This window comes from Rhizobium sp. BK661, assembly GCF_024808825.1.
Classification (GTDB): Bacteria; Pseudomonadota; Alphaproteobacteria; order Rhizobiales; family Rhizobiaceae; genus Rhizobium.
The window spans coordinates 131352-148135 of record NZ_JANTYT010000007.1; the positions used below are offsets into that span (position 1 = coordinate 131352).

A 16784-nucleotide genomic window follows, 5' to 3' on the forward strand; every position below is an offset into this window, starting at 1 on the left:
CTCACGCGGGCAGGCGGACGGTCGCCCGTAGACCGCCGAGAGGGCTATCGCCGAGCGTGACATTGCCGCCATGGCTTCGCGCAATGTCGCGGGCGATCGCCAGGCCGAGGCCTGTGCCCGAGGCATCGAGATTTCGCGCTTCGTCGAGCCGGAAGAACGGCTTGAAGACATCCTCGCGGTTCTTCTCGGGAATGCCCGGGCCATCATCATCAAAAGTGATCGTCAGCCACTTGGCGCTGTGCTTGGCGTTGATGTCCAGGGTATTGGCGTAACGTCGGGCATTGGAGGCGAGGTTGGTCACAAGGCGCGTGAAGGCGTTCGGGCGCACCGAGATCTCATCGTCTCCCTCGATCGCGTATGTAAATTCCTTGCCCTCGTGAAGTTCGAAGTCTGCCTCCACTCGCGCGAAAAGGTCGCTGAGCTTCATGTCGCCGACATCTTCTTCGACCTCGCTTCGGGCGAACGCCATGTAGGCCTCAAGCATCGACTGCATATCGTTGACGTCGTCGTTCAGACCGTGCAGATCGGGATTTTCGCCGGCAAGCGCCAGCTGCAGTTTGAAGCGGGTCAGGATCGTGCGCAGATCGTGACTCACTCCCGTCAGCATCGCCGTGCGCTGCTCAAGCTGGCGTTCGATACGCTCGCGCATCAGAATGAAGGCGAGACCGGCACGGCGAACCTCGTCCGCTCCGCGCGGGTGGAAATTGTCTGCCTTCTGGCCCTTGCCGAAGCTTTCGGCCGCGTTCGCAAGCGCAAGTATCGGACGGATCTGTCCGCGCAGGAAAAGAATAGATATGCCGATCAATACCAGCGAAGCACCGACCATCCAGACAATGAAGATGTGAGTGTTGGAAGCGTAGGTCGAACTGCGTCTTGCCAATACGCGGAGGATCTTGTCCTCGAGCTTTATGCGGACCTCGACGAGGTTGGAATCGCCCAACGTATCGATCCAGAACGGGCGCTTGATCTGGTCGCTGAGTTCGTCGCTGAGGATTCCGTCGAGAATGGAGAAGAAAGGCTTGGTGCGCGGCGTCGGCAAATCGCCATCGGGCTCTATTGATATCTGCAGGTTCAACTGGTCGCGCGCTATCCGCGTGATTTCGCTATAATCCGTGTCCTGCGGGTAGGTCTCGATGATCTGGATCACCGCCGCAATGTCGCGCGTGACCGCTGCAGAGAGGCGCTGCGTCACCATCTGCCAGTGGCGCTCCATGAACAGAGCGGCAACGACGGACTGCAGCAGCACCATCGGGATAATGATGATGAGCAGCGAGCGAACGTAGAGTCCTGTCGGCAGATAGAACCGAAATCTGCGCAACATCGCCCGCCAGCCGCGGGCGGGCGAGCGGTCGTCGCGCCGAAGGGAGTCGAATGTCACCATATGGTCGCTGATCCTGGGGTTGCGACTGTCAATCGATGCTCAGCCGGTATCCTATACCACGAACCGTCTGCAGCCAGACCGGATTTGCGGGATCGTCCTCGATCTTGCGTCGCAGCCGATTGATCTGCACATCGATGGTGCGCTCGCCGACTTCGACATCGTTGCCGATGAGCTCATGCCGCGGAATGGTATCGCCGGCGCGCTTGGCGAACAGCAGCATGATTTCCTGCTCGCGATCCGTCAGCCGAACGACTTCGGAGGCCTTCTTCAGTTCCTTGCGTGTCAACGAGAATGTGTATGGTCCGAACATCACCTGTTCGATCTTCGGCGCATCGCTCGAGACATTGCGGCGCAGGATATTGTTGACGCGCAAAACGAGTTCGCGGGGATCGAAGGGCTTCGCCAGATAATCGTCGGCGCCAGCCTCCAGCCCGGCGATACGGCTGCCCGATTCCGCCAGCGCCGTCAGCATGATGATCGGCACGTTCTTGATCGTGCGCAGACCCTTGGTTACTTCGATGCCCGAATCGCCGGGCATCATGACGTCCATGATGATGAGGTCGAAATCCAAGCCGGCGAGCTTGCGCTGGGCCTCAGCGCCATCCGCGGCCACCGTCACCCTGAAGCCGTTCTCGGTCAAATAGCGGTTGAGCAGGGCGCGGATACGCGTGTCGTCATCCACAACAAGCAAGTGCGCAGCGTCGTCCGAAATCACTGTCTTTGTCGCCATTCAATCTGCTCTCGAGTTTGGTCTGTTCCGCATACCCTTGAGGAAGGCCTTTATGCCTTCCCGTACCTCCGGAGAAGCCCCGTCGAATGCTCTCTCAATACGGCGCGATTGCGGCTCTGCCAGAGCAAGAGCAAGCTCGCGCCCCAGCTTGGTAGGATAGAGCTTGCGCTGCCGCCTGTCTTCAGGCCCCGCAATCTGACGAATATACCCCGAATCGATGAGTTGTTTGAGCACTCTTGCAAGACTCTGCTTGGTAATCTTCAACGTATCCAGCAGATCGGCAACTGTCATGCCCGGGTTGCGGTTAACGAAATGAACGACACGGTGGTGCGCCCGCCCGAAGCCGATCTCCGCCAAGATGGCGTCGGGATCGGAAACGAAGTCACGATAGGAAAAGAACAGAAGCTCGATGATCTCAAAATCGATGGTTTCCGTGTTCTCCATCGGCAGTTTCAACGGTTCCGGCTTGCCCGTCTTCGGGCTCGTCTGGCGTGCCAATTTGGCATTTCCTTTCTTGTTGCGCACCTTGTGGGAAGCTCTCGTGAATATGTCAGTATCGGCGACATATCTTCGCGCGCTGCTAGCTTCCCCACGCGTTGCAAAGACGGAAGAGGACGCCATTCCACCGGAATTTGGACCGACTTCGCAAACTTCACAACAATGCGTAATTTCCCCTACGTGAGTGGATAAAACGTATTGGGGACAACAATCAACAGCAATGGCGTGCGGGCGCAGGCGAGCGCGAGATGGATTAAGTTCGCGACGATCACGAACCGTTGACGAACGCCACATGAAAGGAATGTACCCGGCCGCGGTAGCGGCCGAGTGATCTGATGGCAAGAGAGCGGCCGCTTTCCTGGAGGCGCGACCGTTTTCGTTGCTCTGTCTACCTGGCGCGAGCGGCCACCGCGCCGACGATCGTCGACAGGATACCGCCGCCGATCAGGCCGCCGATACCATCGGCGATCAGGCCGGTCATTGCCGCTTCGCCGCCGACCATGCTGAGCAGCATGCCGCCGCCGATGCCACCGATTGCACCGGCGATCGTCCGGGCAACGGCATTGATTGCAACCTGCTTCAACGCGCCGCTTGCGACATTGCCGCCGACGGCGCCTGCGATCGCTTGCGTGATGATAGGCAATAAGGCTTCCACGATTTCCCTCCTTCGCGTTTCCTCAAAACGCCTCTGCCGGCTGCGCGGTCTGAATGGATCGCCAGCCATACAGGCGATCCGACGTCCGACCGGGAGCAGGGATATCGTCTGAATTTCAGTATCTTATCATGATTGAATGAAACTTGAAATAGAAAGCAACTCATGCGGGAAGCTTCCTTGCGTCCGTCAACAAAAAAAGGCGCCCGAAAGCGCCTTTTCATCTTGTGCATCGCGGTCAGTTGTAGACGTAGACGATGCGACGGGTGCCGGGATCGACAAGAACCGGGCGATCATTGATGCGGACATATCGATACTGATAGTCCGGAATTTCCTGGAACGTCACGTCATTGGGCACGGAGGCGCCGACCACGACATCACCGCCGAGACGTACGGTCTGGGCCGGGTTGGTCTGGACGTAGGTCGTGACTGTTTCCGGCGGGCTAATCGCCTCTACGGAACCGACCGGTCCCAGCAGCTCGTCGCCTGGTGCCGGGTCAGCTGGAGCGACGCTTGCGGTCGTTTCATAAGTCACGACAGGAACGCCAAGTTCCGACTGATGTTGCTCGACGACGACCGTGCTGCCAGCCTGCTCGACTTGCAGATACTGCGCATAGACCCAGCCGCGGACACCGCCGACGTCAACCCGGCACCAGCGGCTTCCCTGGATGCAGCCATCCAACATTGCCTGCGAGCCGCGCGGCGCTACGCCGACAGCGGGATACTGAGGGCCAGGGCCGGCACGAACGTTCAGATCGTTGATGGCCGTCGCAACCATTTCCGCCTGGGCAAAACCGGCGCTTCCCACGACGATCGCCCCAGCTAGGAATAGATTTCGCTTGAAGGTCATCTCGTTTCTCCTTGTCTTACACAGGCAGGTAACGTTTGGAGTATGACGAGGTTCCCCCTGCTTGCCCTTCGCCGGTAAACGATTGTATCGACGTGTTAAACTCCATCGCGACTGGTGACTGAACGCCGAATGGAGTAAGCCTCCCGTGACCTGACGCAGCACCCAATAAATCGCGGGCTGCTCGTTGCGACGTTTCGGACTATACGAATGCGGGACAGAGACAAGCGAGGCACTCATGGGCATGCTCCAGGCCGGTATTATTCCGGTGACACCCTTTCAACAGAACTGCACGATCCTATTCGATCCGGAAACCAAGGAAGGCGTCGTGGTCGATCCCGGTGGGGACGTCCCAGCAATCCTGCAGGCCATCACGGCGAACGCGCTTAACATCAAGGCGATTTGGCTAACACACGGTCACCTCGACCACGCTGGCGGGGCAAAGGAACTCAAGGAGGCCTTAGGCATCGAGATCGTCGGTCCGCACGAGGACGACCTTCCACTACTGCAGCGGATTGAGATGCAGGCGCAGAAATATGGTTTACCGCCCGGTATGCAGGACGTCGTTCCGGATCGCTGGCTGAAGGATGGCGACAAGGTTTCCTTCGGCAGCCACGAGTTCGAGGTGTATCACACTCCGGGTCACGCACCGGGGCATGTCATCTACTTCAATCGCGTGCAGAATTTCGCTCATCTGGGTGATGTCCTTTTCAACGGCTCGATCGGTCGAACGGATCTGCCGGGAGGTAATCACCAGCAACTGATCGACTCCATCCGGGACAAAGTTTTACCGCTCGGCGACGACGTCGGCTTCATTTGCGGTCACGGGCCAGGCAGCCGGATTGGCGACGAACGCCGCAGCAACCCCTTCCTGCAGGGAATCTGATCATCAAAAAACAAAAGCGCCGCTGAGAGGCGGCGCTTCGTGCTCGATTATGCAGCTGGTCGATCAGCCGGCCGTGCAGAAATGGCTGCGACCGTCGTAGCCGATATAGGTGCCGCTGCGCGGGTCGAAGGAGCGGTAGCGGTATGAGCAATAGCGCTCCCACTGCGGAGTCCATGGCTCGACGTCGGCAACTGGACGATAATAGCGAGCCGGGGCAGCGCGATAGACCGGAGCGTCTTCGTATCCCGGCTCATAAGGCGGGTCGATGTAGCGCGGCTCGTCGTAGCGCGGGGCGCTGGCAATAGCAGAGCCAACGATCAGACCGGTTGCAAGACCGACGGCGCCGCCAACGAGCGCGTCGTCGCCGCCGTGATGATGACGATGCCAATCACCAGCCGATGCAACGCCGATCGATGACACCGTGAGGGCAGCAGCAGTTGCCGTCATGAAGAGCGCCTTGGCAAACCTATTCATTTGTCTTTCCCTGTTTTAACCGATTCCGGTTCTGCACCTTGATGATGGCAAGGTAAGGGCCGCGAGGTGAATGCAGGCTGAATGACAAAACCCGGCATCGCTGCCGGGCTTCAACTCGAATTGACAGCGTTGGCTGGAGGCTCAGCCTGCAATCTGCAGGTTGACAGCCTTGGGGCCCTTGCCGCGGCGATCCGGCTCCGTGTCGAAGCTAACCTTCTGATTTTCCGTCAGTCCGGCCAAGCCAGAAGCCTGAACGGCAGAAATGTGTACAAAGATGTCCGCGCCGCCCTTGTCCGGCTTGATAAAGCCAAAACCTTTGTCGGTGTTGAAGAATTTTACTGTGCCAGTCTCGGCCATGCGTCAGGTCCTTTTATCTCTGCCCGCCATCCACACGGGCAGCATCACTGATATTGCCTCCTCACGGAGACGTTAGCAGGCAATTATTGAAATGTGAGAAAAAGGTCCCCTCTAGCACAACCAAGCTCACCACGGGACTGACGCCCGTTTTCTCGGAACTGGTTGACCGGAATTTTAGCGTCTCCGGCGCGCACATTCTCAAGGACTTCCCATGCTCGCAAAATGCCCGAACACGGCGAGAGTGCTGCGATTATTAAATTTTGGCAAGCAAAAGTTTTTTAACGCCTCTGTGCCGAGAAGCGCCTCTGGGCAGCATTTTCACGCCCTTAAAGCAAAAAATCGGTCGTTAGGCGCCAGAGTTTAACGGTTTACATCGTTAGCAATATAATTTGGGAGCAGATTTTCCCAAAAATGCAACGTTAACGCGACTGCGTAAAAGCTAAAGTTTTTTTCTTTTCCGGGCGTTCAACCCAAATTTGGGCTCGGTTTCAACCTGTCGGAAGCGCGACGGCGCGCTATTTCGGGGACCACTTCAACCAATAGCATCGCTGTAAACATCAGCGCGCAGCCGATATAGCCGAGTGGCGGCATGGTTTCGCCCAGCAGCAGGGCGCCAAGCGAGGCGCCAAAAAGCGCTTCGGCGGACAGGAAGATCGCCGCCTGTGAAGGGGTGGTGTAGCGTTGGCCGATAATCTGCAGCGAGAAGGCGACACCCGAGGAGAATATCCCGACATAGAGGATCTCGGGGGCAGCGGCCCATATCGCCGCCCAGCTGATTGGCTCGCTAACCACAGCGACGGCGAGGGCGCAGGCGCCGGTGACGGCAAACTGGGCCGTTGAGAGCGCCAGCGGGCGACCGGTCTCGGACACCGTGATCCCGGCCAGCGTGATCTGTCCGGCCCAGAATATTGCGCAAACGACTGTTAGCAGGTCGCCCGTCGTCAATGCCGAGAGTTGCCCGCCGGATAGTAGGTAGATACCCGAAACGGCCATGAGCGCACCCGGCCAGATGATCCAGTGCGGAGAACGGCGTAGGAAAACGACGGCGATCAATGGCACGATGACGACATAGAGACCGGTGATGAAGCTCGAATTCGTCACCGTCGTTGTCTGCAGGCCGATCTGTTGGGTAGCTGCGCCCCCGAACAGCGCAAGACCGGTCAGCAGATAGAGCTTGAGATGCCGCGGCGCGGTCGCAACCGGCGCCTTGCGTGCCTCGAACAGCATGAACGGCAGAACCGCTACGGCGGCGATCATAAAGCGCAGGCCAATGAACCAGAACGGGCCGATCGCCTTCATTGCCGTCGACTGCGCGACAAAGCCGCCGCCCCAGATGGCAGCTGCAAGCAATAGAAGGAGGTTCGCCTGAATGCGCGTCATTTCATCCTCGGTTCGGGAGAGAGTATGCCGAGCGTTAGCAGTTGCCTTTCGTTCGAGCAAGGGTGAAGAATGTCGCTATTCCTTGCAGCGCAGAGAGCAAACGGATGACCACGAAAGCGGTTTCATCGCTGGACGAAAAAGCTGCGGCACGGCAGCAGGGCGATGCGCCGGCGGGATATTCGGGCAGTTCGCTCACGCGAAAGCTGGGCTTGAGGGAGGGGCAGGCGGCATTGCTGATCGGCGTGCCCGAGATTGCCGAGATAGAAACCTTTGGGCGTTTCTCCTCGATCGAGACAGCGTTGCCATCAGTGGTCGAGCGTCGCTTCGACTACATCCACGTTTTCGAAACAGGCCGGCCGGTCCTGGAGGATATGGCTTTAGCTCTCTCAACCGCTGTGAAACCGGACGGGATGCTATGGATTTCCTGGCCCAAGAAAGCCGCGCGGGTTTCGACGACGGTCACCGAAGACGTGCTGCGAACGATCTTCCTGCCTCTGGGCATGGTCGACGTCAAAGTCTGCGCTATTGACAAGACATGGTCCGGCTTGAAGTTCGTGATCCGAAAGGACCTGCGCGCCGGGCTATAGGCCTCCCACTAGCCATTGTTGGCTGGCGCTCGCGAGATTCTCAGCAAAGAACCATCGTCCTCGTCCGTAAGGATCAACAAAGCGCCGTCGGGGGCAACGACCACATCCCGCATCCGGCCATAGGAACCGTCGAACATTCGCTCCTCGGCGACGAAAGCGCCGGTACCGTCGCGCTGCATTCGCGAAAGCAGCTGGAATTTCAGCGCGGCGACCAGAAAGTTGCCGTCCCATTCGGGAAACATCTTGCCGCGATAAATTGCCAAGGCGCCCGGCGCTATGGACGGGTCCCAATAATAAAGCGGTTGCTCCAGTCCTTCCTTGGCAGTGCCTTCGCCGATCTCCGCTCCTGAATAGTCGCGGCCATAGGTGATGATTGGCCAGCCATAGTTCTTGCCCGGCTCGATGGCGTTGATCTCATCACCGCCGCGGGCGCCGTGCTCAACGGTGTAAAGCTTGCCGTCGGCGGCATCAAAAGCGATGCCCTGCGGATTGCGGTGGCCTTTCGACCAGATTTCCGGGAGCGCCTTGACGCCATCCTTGAAGGGATTGTCATCGGGAATGCTGCCATCCGCATTGAGGTGGATGATGGAGCCGGCGTCATCCTTCCAGTCCTGGGAACGATCCCGGTCGCCGCGGTCACCGATGCTGATGAACAGCGAGCCGTCCTTGGCGAAGGCGATGCGGGCGCCGTATTGGATATTGCCGCTTGTGAAGCGCTTCATCGCGAAGATGGATTTGACGTCATTCAGCCTTGTGCCGTCTTTTGACAGCGTGGCACTGAACACCTCCGTGCCAGAGCCGCCTTTGGCTCTTGTCGCAGCCGTCAGGAATACCTTTCGGCTTGTTGCGAAATCAGGCGCGAGCGCAACGTCCATCAAGCCGCCTTGGCTGCGGGCGCTGACCTCAGGGACGCCGGCAATGGGGGCAGAGAGCTTGCCGTCACGGACGATGCGCAGTCGCCCCGGTCGCTCGGTGACGAGATACGAGCCATCGGGAAGTACCTCTACTGCCCAGGGGTGCTCAAACCCTGTTGCAATCGTATCGACCTGCACCTCGACCGCTTTCGTCTTGACGGTCTCAGCCGAGAGGCCCGAGGAGGCGGCAAAGAGCACTGTTGCGAGAAGAAATCCGAATTGAAGCTTTGCAGATGTTGTCATCGTCCGTCCCATTGCCTGTCCCCGTCAACGTGGTGCGCCGTGCACCTGCTTCAACCTCACTCTGCTTGGGATAACGCCTTTGTGTTTGTCGATGATATCGCGCCCGTCGACTGCGGATCGACGAGTTCGGCCTCGACGATATAACGCAACGGTCCGCGTTCCGTGGCGCCGAAAGGCCAGCAGGTCGCAAGCACGAGATGACGGCCCTGTGCTGCCGGGTCGATGCCGCTCTGATCCCAGGGCACGACGCGGCCTTCGCCTGCCTTGAAGGTCAGGACTTTGCCGTCGCGCCGTGTGACCTCGATTTCGTCGCCCGGTTTGACATCCCTTAGCCAACGGAAGTGCGTGTCACGATGGGCGGCGATGACGGAGGTTCCCTCATCGCCGGGTTGGGGCGTATTGGCGAGCCAAGCGGGACCGAAAGCCAACGCCTCTCCGGAAGCTCCGGAAAGGACAATGGCATGCTTGCCGAGGCGCGGCGCGGTCACCTCTGCCTCGGTCGTGAAATCCGCCCAGGGCCAGGGTTTGGTGTCTTCTCCGCGAAGCTCGGCGGCAAAGGCGCGCTTCAGGAGGAGTTGCGACAGTTCGGCCTTGGCCTTGATGTAGAGCCCGTCGGCAACCAACGCCGTTCCATAGAGCGCGAGAACTGCGATGCTGACGGCAATGGCCTTTTCGACCAAAGAAAGACGAGACAGCAGCGTGCGGCTTTTTTGCTCGCTCGTCACATCGTAAGCGGTCGCTGCCGCTGTTGCCATGGCGAGCTCGAGATAGGTCGGAAGCGGGCCGAACTCGTCCGCTTCATAATTTCGCATTCCGGCTCGCGAGGTCATCCGCGTCATGATTTGGCTCCTGCAAAGATGCCGCGCACGCGGCGGCGCCAGATGGCAAGCCCGCTTGCCGCAATGAGTGCGGTGAGAAGCATGACGATCCCTCGCAGGATCTGCTCATCGGCGCGTGTTGCCGTTTGCGGCAGATTTACCGATGTGGACTTCTGAGCGATCAGCCCGGCTGCCAGGCGCGGGGCCTCAACGAAGAAACCGGGCTCCTTGGCGGGAAAGAGGAGGGAGCCGCTGTTCACGTCGTTCGGTCGAACGAGTCCGGCGAGTTGCTCGACCTTCTGCTGGCTTTCTTCGGCATAAACCGTCGTGACGAGCCCGAACGTCATAAGGATCGACGCGGTGAAAGCCACGAATGCAACCAGCAATGAGATGGATACGCGGCGGGCGCGGAGGCGCCTTATGACGAACTCGTCTTCCAGAAACATGGGTATGCCCTCAATAACCAATGTCGGATGCAACAAAATGCGGCTTCGATCTCGGCGCGCTCGCGACCGAATTGCGGCATGCCGCGGCATTTGTTGCGGCCAATTCGTGGCAAGGCGCGTAAATGCCGAAGTTTTTGATTTCAGGGCGTAAATCCGACTCCCTTCAGAAACTGAATCAACTCCTTCGCAAAATGATTCAGCAGGCTGAGGGGATGATGTCGCGAATCGGCAATTTTATGAGCTGACTGATCACGAAGAATCATCGGCACCATCACGCCTTTGCGCTTGAAATGCCTGCTTACATTGGACATAGAGCTTAGCGCAGAATTCCGGTCCCCGGCCTTCTGTCCAAATCAACCGTATAGGACCGATATCATGGCCTTTCTTGCCGATGCTCTTTCCCGTGTGAAGCCTTCAGCCACCATCGCCGTTTCCCAGAAAGCGCGCGAGCTGAAAGCGAAAGGGCGCGATGTAATCGGGTTGGGTGCCGGCGAGCCGGATTTCGATACGCCCGACAATATCAAGAAGGCCGCTATCGACGCGATCAACCGCGGCGAGACGAAGTACACGCCGGTTTCCGGTATCCCTGAGCTGCGCAAGGCGATCGCCGCGAAGTTCAAGCGCGAGAACGGCCTGGAATACTCCTGGGAGCAGACGATCGTCGGCACCGGTGGCAAGCAGATTCTCTTCAACGCGTTCATGGCGACGCTGAACCCGGGCGATGAAGTCGTCATTCCGGCGCCATACTGGGTGTCCTACCCGGAGATGGTGGCGCTGTGCGGTGGCACCCCCGTAATCGTCTCGGCGACGCAGGAAAACAACTTCAAGCTCCAGGCTGCCGATCTCGACAAGGCAATCACGCCGAAGACGAAGTGGTTCATCTTCAACTCGCCGTCCAACCCATCGGGTGCTGCCTATACGCATGACGAACTGAAGGCTCTGACGGACGTGCTGATGACGCATCCGCATGTCTGGGTGCTGACGGACGACATGTACGAGCACCTGACCTATGGCGACTTCAAGTTCGTCACGCCTGTCGAAGTCGAGCCGAAGCTCTACGATCGCACGCTGACCATGAACGGCGTTTCCAAGGCTTACGCGATGACCGGCTGGCGTATCGGCTACGCAGCAGGCCCGATCCAGCTGATCAAGGCGATGGACATGATCCAGGGCCAACAGACCTCCGGTGCGACCTCGATCGCCCAGTGGGCCGCTGTCGAAGCGCTGAACGGGACGCAGGATTTCATCCCTGTGAACAAGAAGATCTTCGAAGGCCGCCGTGATCTCGTCGTGTCGATGCTGAATCAGGCCAAGGGCATCACATGCCCGTCGCCGGAAGGCGCCTTCTACGTTTATCCGTCCTGCGCCGGCCTGATCGGCAAAACAGCACCGTCAGGCAAGGTGATCGAGACCGACGAAGACTTCGTTTCGGAGTTGCTGGAAAGCGAAGGTGTTGCCGTCGTTCATGGCTCGGCCTTCGGCCTCGGCCCCAACTTCCGCATCTCCTACGCGACTTCGGAAGCGCTGCTTGAGGAGGCCTGCAAGCGCATCCAGCGCTTCTGCGGGGCTTGCAAGTAAGGCTCCGATCTGAGCGTTGATGAATATCGACCCGCCGGAAACGGCGGGTTCTTTTTTGCAGGCCGGCAATTCAGTCTTCGCTAACAACTGTCGCTTATGTGTCGGGCCAACTTCCTTGGCTCTCATGTTTTCGGGATCATGATCATCCATCTCGATTTGGCGACTGTTCTCCTTTTGCACCAATGTTCCTTTCTGGTCGGTGCTGTCTGCTTTGTTTACATGCGTATCCAATCGCGGAATGGCGAAGGCCTAGGAGCACTCGCGGCTAGTTATTTTGCGCTTGCGCTAGCCTCGACCCTGGCCGGATTGGGCGAGCAGCATCTGCTGTCGGTTCCTGTTTGGGGTTTCGGCAGTATTGTTCTTGGCATGACCGGCTACGCGCTCTTCTGGATAGGCATTCGCCGGCTGAGCAGCGGCAAATTGCGGCGCATGGATTGGGCGTCCCTTGCCATTCCGGCCGTGGCGGCCGTTGTGGCGCTGGCGACGCAATTTCACGTCACAAGTTACATGCGCGGAAGCATCGGCAACGGCTTTGCTTTTGCGTCGCTAACGGTGTCTGCCGCTTGCATACTGAGGGATGGCGAACGTGAGCGGTTGCCAGCGCGGATACTGCTCGCCGCCTCGATCGGTTTAGGCGGGCTACTGGCATTGATGGTGGTCGTTGGCCTCCTTGTCCCTGACGTGGCACCGATGACACCGATATGGGCTTTCTTCTTGCGGATAATGACCCAATTCGCGGTCGCGCTGTTCGTCATCATCCTTGTCACGGAGCGAACGGAAGCAGAGTTGCGGCGTGTTGCCGAAACGGACATGCTGACCGGCATTGGCAACCGCCGCTGGTTCATGTCGCGGATGCCGCGCACCATGCTCGCGGGCAATGCGCTGCTGCTGATCGACCTCGATTTCTTCAAGCAAGTGAACGACCGCTTCGGTCACGACGCCGGCGACGCGGTTCTTGTATCGTTTGCAGACGCGATTAGCCGCACCATGCGACCGGGCGACAGCTTCGGCCGGCTGGGTGGAGAAGAGTTCGGCGTGTACCTGCCAAACACGACCGCAAATGAAGCGCTGATGACGGCGGAGAACCTCCGCAAAGCCGCGCACGACCTTGTCGTCGCGTGTGGCGGTGAGCGGATATCGTTTACGGTGAGCATCGGCGTTGCTGCTGTAGAGGAAAGCCAAACCTCCTTGGCCGACCTCTTCAAGATGGCTGACGCAGCACTCTACGCGGCGAAGGATTCTGGGCGCGATCGTGCCGTTCTGTTCGAGCCAGGCATTCGTGCCGCCGCCTGACGATCTGCTGTTTCGCCGCGTTCGTTCAGAGACCGAGTGCCGTTAGCATCAGGAACGTCGCGAAAAGAATGAAGTGCGTCATGCCTTCGATGGCGTTGGTTTCGCCGTCGTTGAGATTGATCGCCGCCGCAATCAGCGTAATCGCCACCATAACCGTCTGTACCGGCGTCATCGCCATGATGAAAGGCTGGCCGGTGTAGAGGGCGATCGCCTCCATGACAGGGACCGTCAGGATGACGGTCGATAGCGAGGCGCCCATGGCGATGTTCACGGTCGCCTGCATGCGGTTGCGCAAAGCGGCGCGCAGCGCCGTGAGGATTTCGGGGGCCGCCGAAATCGCAGCCACAACGATGGCGGTAAGCGCGACTGGGGCGCCGGTGTCTCGCAAGCCTTCCGTCATCAAAGTCGACATGAATTCCGCTAGGAGGCCGATGATGACGACGCCGATCAGGATTGTTGCAATCGAGACCATCGTGGAGTCTTCGGCCGAGTGTTCCTCGGCGTCCGTCTTCTTCCGCTCGCCCCGCGGGTAGGCATAGCTGAAGAAGTAGCTGTGCTGACCGACTTGCATACGGAGGAACAAGCCGTAGAGCGCGATCATCGCCACGATGGTGAAGGCGGAATAATAGTGCCATTTGTCGTCGGGCACGAATTCCGGAACGATCATCGAGATGCCCATGGCGGTGAGGATCATGACGCCGTAGGTTTTGCCAGAATTGTCGTTGTAGGGTTGCTCGCCGTGCTTCAAGCCGCCGAGCAGAGCGGCGAGGCCGAGAATGCCGTTGATGTCGAGCATGAGGGCAGCGTAGATCGTATCGCGAACGAGGGTAGGGGAGCTTTCGCCGCTCATCATGATCGCGAGGATGATCACCTCTACGGCAACCGCCGACAGCGTCAGGATCATCGTCCCGTAGGGATCGCCGACCTTGATTGCCAGGATCTCGGCATGATGGGCGACGCGAACGGAGGCGACGACGATCGTGGCAACAAGCGCTACGGCCGCGATCAGCGACATGCCGCGCCCCATCTCAAGGACCGTATGTTCCGAGAAATACGCGACGACGGCGACGGCCATTGCCAACACCAGGAACATTTCGTCTTTCAGTCGCGACACGATTTGCACGAAAAGCTCCGACTTTGATTCATCCAAGAAGTCTAAAGCGATGATTTTGCATGGCAAGCGAGCATGGTGGCCAGTGCGTTTGCAGTCTTGAGAATTTAATGGAATACTAACGCATCGGTCAGCCGGAAGCATATCGCGGCGCCCACTCGTCTCTTGCAACGCGGCCCGCGCAGAACTGGATGCAATCCGGTCAGCATTGGAGCGCGAACAAGAAGAAGAGGAGTGAAATGCATGGTCAAGGTGGTCTACGAGGTCGTGCCTCACGACGGGGGCTGGGCCTACCGGTTGGGTGGTGTGTATTCCGAAGCATTCCCGACACACTCCGAAGCGCTCGAAGCAGCCCGTATTGTCGCGGCCGAACAGCAGGTCGGCGGTGATTCCGCAGAAATCAGCTGGCAGGATGACAAGGGAAAATGGCATGAGGAGTACGCCGAAGGCGGGGACCGGCCGGAGACCGAGGTGGTCGACGGCACATGGAAAAGCCATTCCAGCGAAACCTCGCCGCGCGCATGACATGGTGCCTGATCGCCACTGCGATGATCAGCGCTGGCGCTTGCGCGCCGTTTCTCCCACGTAGTTCAGCAGGCCGTCTACGAGCGCGTCGAACGTGACGCGGTAACGGCGTGCTGTCTTCGTTCCCTCGTGCATGACGACCCATGTGTCGAGCGGTATGCGGAAATGCTCCGGCAGGACGGGCAAAAGATCCGGGTCCCTGGCACCGAGCCCCGCCTGGCAAATTCCTATCCCGATGCCGGCGCGAATAGCAGAGATTTGCGCAAGCGGGTTGTCGCTCTTGAAGGCGAAGGTGAGCCCCTCAGGAATGGGAAAGCGCGCTATCATGGCTCTGATGTAGGCCGTCGGGCGGTCGAAGCCGACGAGGCGGTGTCGTGTTAGGTCTGATATCTCCTGCGGCACTCCGTGTTGCTCGAGATAGCGACGGTGGGCGTGGAAGCCCAGCGGTATCTCCCCTATGTGGCGGGCGACAAGCTGATCCTGGGTCGGCTGCGCCATCCGAACGGCAATGTCTGCCTCGCGGGTAAGAAGGTCCTCGATGGCATCCGATGCAGAGAGTTCGATGTTGAGGTCGGGATAAGCCGCGACGAGCGGTGCAAGAATGTTCGGAAGCACTTCCACGCCGATCACTTCGCTGGCACTTATCCGGACAGTGCCGGCAACTCGCTCCCGATGTCCCGATGCCGTGCGCAGCAGCGCGGCCGATGTTGCGGCCAAGGCTTCGGCGTAAGGCTTCAATTCAAGGGCTGCGTCGGTGGGCAACAGACCGTTCGGCGAGCGGACGAAGAGTTGTGAGGCGATTGCCTCCTCGAGAGCATCGATGTGCCGTCCAACCGTCGGCTGCGTGAGGCCCAGATTGCGGGCTGCTGCCGAAAGCGATCCGTATTCGAGAACGGCAAGCAAGGTTCGGTAGAAATGCCAGTCGGGTTCCCTGTTCATGGATTTATGTATAGTGATAGCACGAATTTCGTCAATTTCGTTTATGTTGGAATGTCGGCATGATCCGGTCAGTTGAAAAATGACGGAGATCATCATGGCGGAGCAGAACAAACAAGTTGCCCTGGTGCTGGGCGCGACCGGCGGAATTGGCGGCGAAGTCGCACGCAAGCTCGCCGCACGTGGCTGGCGGGTGCGGGCGCTGAACCGGCATTCAGCCAGGGCGCGCGCGACGGTGCCGAACTTCGAGTGGATCCAGGGCGATGCGATGAAGGCTGCCGATCTCATGAGGGCCGCGCAAGGCGTCAGCCTTATCATCCACGCCGTCAATCCACCGGGTTATCGCAACTGGGAGAAGCTGGTTCTCCCGATGCTTGACAACGCGATCGCTGCCGCCCGCTCGGTCGGCGCCCGCATCGTCTTGCCAGGAACAGTCTATAATTTCGGACCAGATGCCTTTCCCATTCTCCGGGAAGACAGCCCACAGCATCCTGTGACGAAGAAGGGAGCGATCCGCGTCGAAATGGAGCGACGTCTGGAGGCTGCCTCGCGGACCGGGGTGCCGGTCATCATTGTCCGCGCCGGCGATTTCTTCGGACCGGGGGCAGCAAATAGCTGGTTCTCGCAAGGGATGGTCACACCGGGCAAGCCGGTGCACACAGTCAAGAATCCGGCGCGACGTGGTATCGGGCATCAATGGGCCTATCTGCCCGACGTTGCGGAGACGATGATCCGTCTCGTCGAACGTGGCGATCGCCTGCCATCCTTTGCGGTTTATCACATGGACGGCTTCTGGGATGCTGATGGCGGCCAGATGGCCGCCGCGATTAACCGGGTGGCCGGCAACAAGATAAAGACGCGCACCTTTCCGTGGTGGATCGTACCGCTGTCGGCGCCGTTCATCACCTTCATGCAAGAGTTGAAAGAGATGCGCTATCTCTGGCGGGAGCCGTTGCGGATGTCGAATGAACGATTGGTCGCCGAGCTCGGCAGCGAGCCGCATACGCCCATCGACGAAGCTGTTCATGCCTCGCTGGTTTCGCTCGGTTGCCTCCGCTCAATAGGGGCGGAAGTCCAAGCGCGTGTTTCGGTGCAAGCGGGGCATTAGGACCCATCCGGGTTGCGTTG

At 59.2% G+C, this 16784-nt stretch carries 18 protein-coding genes and 1 pseudogene; 6 read left to right on the forward strand and 13 right to left on the reverse strand.

All coding sequences use genetic code 11. The annotated features are described in order from the left end of the window. Position 1 precedes the first annotated feature (1 nt). The 5 genes from FHX16_RS16760 to FHX16_RS16780 form a co-directional block, all read right to left on the reverse strand. Positions 2–1381, reverse strand: a complete 1380-nt coding sequence (locus FHX16_RS16760) for an ATP-binding protein (protein ID WP_183754227.1) — start codon at positions 1379–1381, stop codon at positions 2–4. Positions 1382–1409: 28 nt separating this feature from the next. Then, positions 1410–2111, reverse strand: a complete 702-nt coding sequence (locus FHX16_RS16765) for a response regulator (RefSeq protein WP_183754229.1) — start codon at positions 2109–2111, stop codon at positions 1410–1412. Beyond that, positions 2112–2609, reverse strand: a complete 498-nt coding sequence (locus FHX16_RS16770) for a MarR family winged helix-turn-helix transcriptional regulator (RefSeq protein WP_183861163.1) — start codon at positions 2607–2609, stop codon at positions 2112–2114. 388 nt (positions 2610–2997) lie between these two features. After that, positions 2998–3264 (reverse strand): hypothetical protein, encoded by a 267-nt coding sequence (locus FHX16_RS16775; RefSeq protein ID WP_037132788.1) that lies wholly within the window; start codon positions 3262–3264, stop codon positions 2998–3000. A 235-nt stretch (positions 3265–3499) separates the two neighbouring features. Then, positions 3500–4111: a DUF1236 domain-containing protein gene (locus FHX16_RS16780; RefSeq protein WP_183754231.1), complete on the reverse strand. Its 612-nt coding sequence runs from the start codon at positions 4109–4111 to the stop codon at positions 3500–3502. Between the two features lie 235 nt (positions 4112–4346). Between FHX16_RS16780 and FHX16_RS16785 the strand changes: the two genes are divergently transcribed. Then, entirely contained in the window at positions 4347–4994 is a 648-nt protein-coding gene (locus tag FHX16_RS16785) for an MBL fold metallo-hydrolase (protein ID WP_183861161.1), read from the forward strand. 63 nt (positions 4995–5057) lie between these two features. On the opposite strand, the gene FHX16_RS16790 is transcribed toward FHX16_RS16785, so the two are convergent. From FHX16_RS16790 to FHX16_RS16800, 3 genes are all read right to left on the reverse strand, one after another. Then, positions 5058–5468, reverse strand: a complete 411-nt coding sequence (locus FHX16_RS16790) for a BA14K family protein (protein ID WP_183754234.1) — start codon at positions 5466–5468, stop codon at positions 5058–5060. 141 nt (positions 5469–5609) lie between these two features. Continuing rightward, entirely contained in the window at positions 5610–5825 is a 216-nt protein-coding gene (locus tag FHX16_RS16795; protein ID WP_007534130.1) for a cold-shock protein, read from the reverse strand. A gap of 465 nt (positions 5826–6290) precedes the next feature. After that, positions 6291–7205, reverse strand: coding sequence for a DMT family transporter (locus tag FHX16_RS16800; RefSeq protein ID WP_183861159.1), 915 nt, complete (start codon positions 7203–7205; stop codon positions 6291–6293). A 104-nt stretch (positions 7206–7309) separates the two neighbouring features. Between FHX16_RS16800 and FHX16_RS16805 the strand changes: the two genes are divergently transcribed. Then, positions 7310–7792, forward strand: a complete 483-nt coding sequence (locus FHX16_RS16805; RefSeq protein ID WP_183861157.1) for a DUF3052 domain-containing protein — start codon at positions 7310–7312, stop codon at positions 7790–7792. 8 nt (positions 7793–7800) lie between these two features. On the opposite strand, the gene FHX16_RS16810 is transcribed toward FHX16_RS16805, so the two are convergent. The 3 genes and pseudogenes from FHX16_RS16810 to FHX16_RS16820 form a co-directional block, all read right to left on the reverse strand. Then, positions 7801–8949, reverse strand: coding sequence for a PQQ-dependent sugar dehydrogenase (locus tag FHX16_RS16810; RefSeq protein ID WP_183861155.1), 1149 nt, complete (start codon positions 8947–8949; stop codon positions 7801–7803). A 56-nt stretch (positions 8950–9005) separates the two neighbouring features. Continuing rightward, positions 9006–9788: a class GN sortase gene (locus FHX16_RS16815; RefSeq protein ID WP_405049291.1), complete on the reverse strand. Its 783-nt coding sequence runs from the start codon at positions 9786–9788 to the stop codon at positions 9006–9008. Positions 9789–9961: 173 nt separating this feature from the next. Next, a pseudogene (locus tag FHX16_RS16820) lies at positions 9962–10213 on the reverse strand (marine proteobacterial sortase target protein); the annotation flags it as partial. Between the two features lie 375 nt (positions 10214–10588). Here FHX16_RS16820 and FHX16_RS16825 point away from each other — a divergent pair. After that, on the forward strand, positions 10589–11791 hold the full coding sequence (locus FHX16_RS16825) for a pyridoxal phosphate-dependent aminotransferase (RefSeq protein ID WP_183861151.1): 1203 nt from the start codon (positions 10589–10591) through the stop codon (positions 11789–11791). Between the two features lie 219 nt (positions 11792–12010). After that, positions 12011–13084 carry a GGDEF domain-containing protein gene (locus FHX16_RS16830; RefSeq protein WP_246712579.1) on the forward strand — a complete coding sequence of 358 codons (1074 nt, stop codon included), beginning with the start codon at positions 12011–12013 and terminating at the stop codon, positions 13082–13084. Between the two features lie 25 nt (positions 13085–13109). On the opposite strand, the gene FHX16_RS16835 is transcribed toward FHX16_RS16830, so the two are convergent. Continuing rightward, a complete protein-coding gene (locus FHX16_RS16835; protein ID WP_183861147.1) occupies positions 13110–14207 on the reverse strand; it encodes a calcium:proton antiporter in 1098 nt (365 codons plus the stop codon). 231 nt (positions 14208–14438) lie between these two features. Between FHX16_RS16835 and FHX16_RS16840 the strand changes: the two genes are divergently transcribed. Then, entirely contained in the window at positions 14439–14720 is a 282-nt protein-coding gene (locus FHX16_RS16840) for a DUF2188 domain-containing protein (RefSeq protein ID WP_016554668.1), read from the forward strand. A 27-nt stretch (positions 14721–14747) separates the two neighbouring features. Here FHX16_RS16840 and FHX16_RS16845 read toward each other — a convergent pair whose 3' ends face one another. Next, the gene (locus tag FHX16_RS16845; protein WP_183861145.1) at positions 14748–15659 is read right to left on the reverse strand and encodes a LysR family transcriptional regulator; all 912 of its coding nucleotides are present in this window, start codon (positions 15657–15659) and stop codon (positions 14748–14750) included. A gap of 94 nt (positions 15660–15753) precedes the next feature. Here FHX16_RS16845 and FHX16_RS16850 point away from each other — a divergent pair, with 94 nt between their 5' ends. Beyond that, positions 15754–16764 (forward strand): SDR family NAD(P)-dependent oxidoreductase, encoded by a 1011-nt coding sequence (locus FHX16_RS16850; RefSeq protein WP_259129462.1) that lies wholly within the window; start codon positions 15754–15756, stop codon positions 16762–16764. The last annotated feature ends 20 nt before the right edge of the window (positions 16765–16784 follow it).

Excerpts from the sequence above, each read along its gene's own strand:
- FHX16_RS16760 (WP_183754227.1), bottom strand. The coding sequence starts at position 1,381 with ATGGTGACATTCGACTCCCTTCGGCGCGACGACCGCTCGCCCGCCCGC.
- FHX16_RS16765 (WP_183754229.1), bottom strand. The coding sequence starts at position 2,111 with ATGGCGACAAAGACAGTGATTTCGGACGACGCTGCGCACTTGCTTGTT.
- FHX16_RS16780 (WP_183754231.1), bottom strand. The coding sequence starts at position 4,111 with ATGACCTTCAAGCGAAATCTATTCCTAGCTGGGGCGATCGTCGTGGGA.
- FHX16_RS16785 (WP_183861161.1), top strand. The coding sequence starts at position 4,347 with ATGGGCATGCTCCAGGCCGGTATTATTCCGGTGACACCCTTTCAACAG.
- FHX16_RS16790 (WP_183754234.1), bottom strand. The coding sequence starts at position 5,468 with ATGAATAGGTTTGCCAAGGCGCTCTTCATGACGGCAACTGCTGCTGCC.
- FHX16_RS16795 (WP_007534130.1), bottom strand. The coding sequence starts at position 5,825 with ATGGCCGAGACTGGCACAGTAAAATTCTTCAACACCGACAAAGGTTTT.
- FHX16_RS16800 (WP_183861159.1), bottom strand. The coding sequence starts at position 7,205 with ATGACGCGCATTCAGGCGAACCTCCTTCTATTGCTTGCAGCTGCCATC.
- FHX16_RS16805 (WP_183861157.1), top strand. The coding sequence starts at position 7,310 with ATGACCACGAAAGCGGTTTCATCGCTGGACGAAAAAGCTGCGGCACGG.
- FHX16_RS16810 (WP_183861155.1), bottom strand. The coding sequence starts at position 8,949 with ATGACAACATCTGCAAAGCTTCAATTCGGATTTCTTCTCGCAACAGTG.
- FHX16_RS16815 (WP_405049291.1), bottom strand. The coding sequence starts at position 9,788 with ATGACGCGGATGACCTCGCGAGCCGGAATGCGAAATTATGAAGCGGAC.
- FHX16_RS16825 (WP_183861151.1), top strand. The coding sequence starts at position 10,589 with ATGGCCTTTCTTGCCGATGCTCTTTCCCGTGTGAAGCCTTCAGCCACC.
- FHX16_RS16830 (WP_246712579.1), top strand. The coding sequence starts at position 12,011 with ATGCGTATCCAATCGCGGAATGGCGAAGGCCTAGGAGCACTCGCGGCT.
- FHX16_RS16840 (WP_016554668.1), top strand. The coding sequence starts at position 14,439 with ATGGTCAAGGTGGTCTACGAGGTCGTGCCTCACGACGGGGGCTGGGCC.
- FHX16_RS16845 (WP_183861145.1), bottom strand. The coding sequence starts at position 15,659 with ATGAACAGGGAACCCGACTGGCATTTCTACCGAACCTTGCTTGCCGTT.
- FHX16_RS16850 (WP_259129462.1), top strand. The coding sequence starts at position 15,754 with ATGGCGGAGCAGAACAAACAAGTTGCCCTGGTGCTGGGCGCGACCGGC.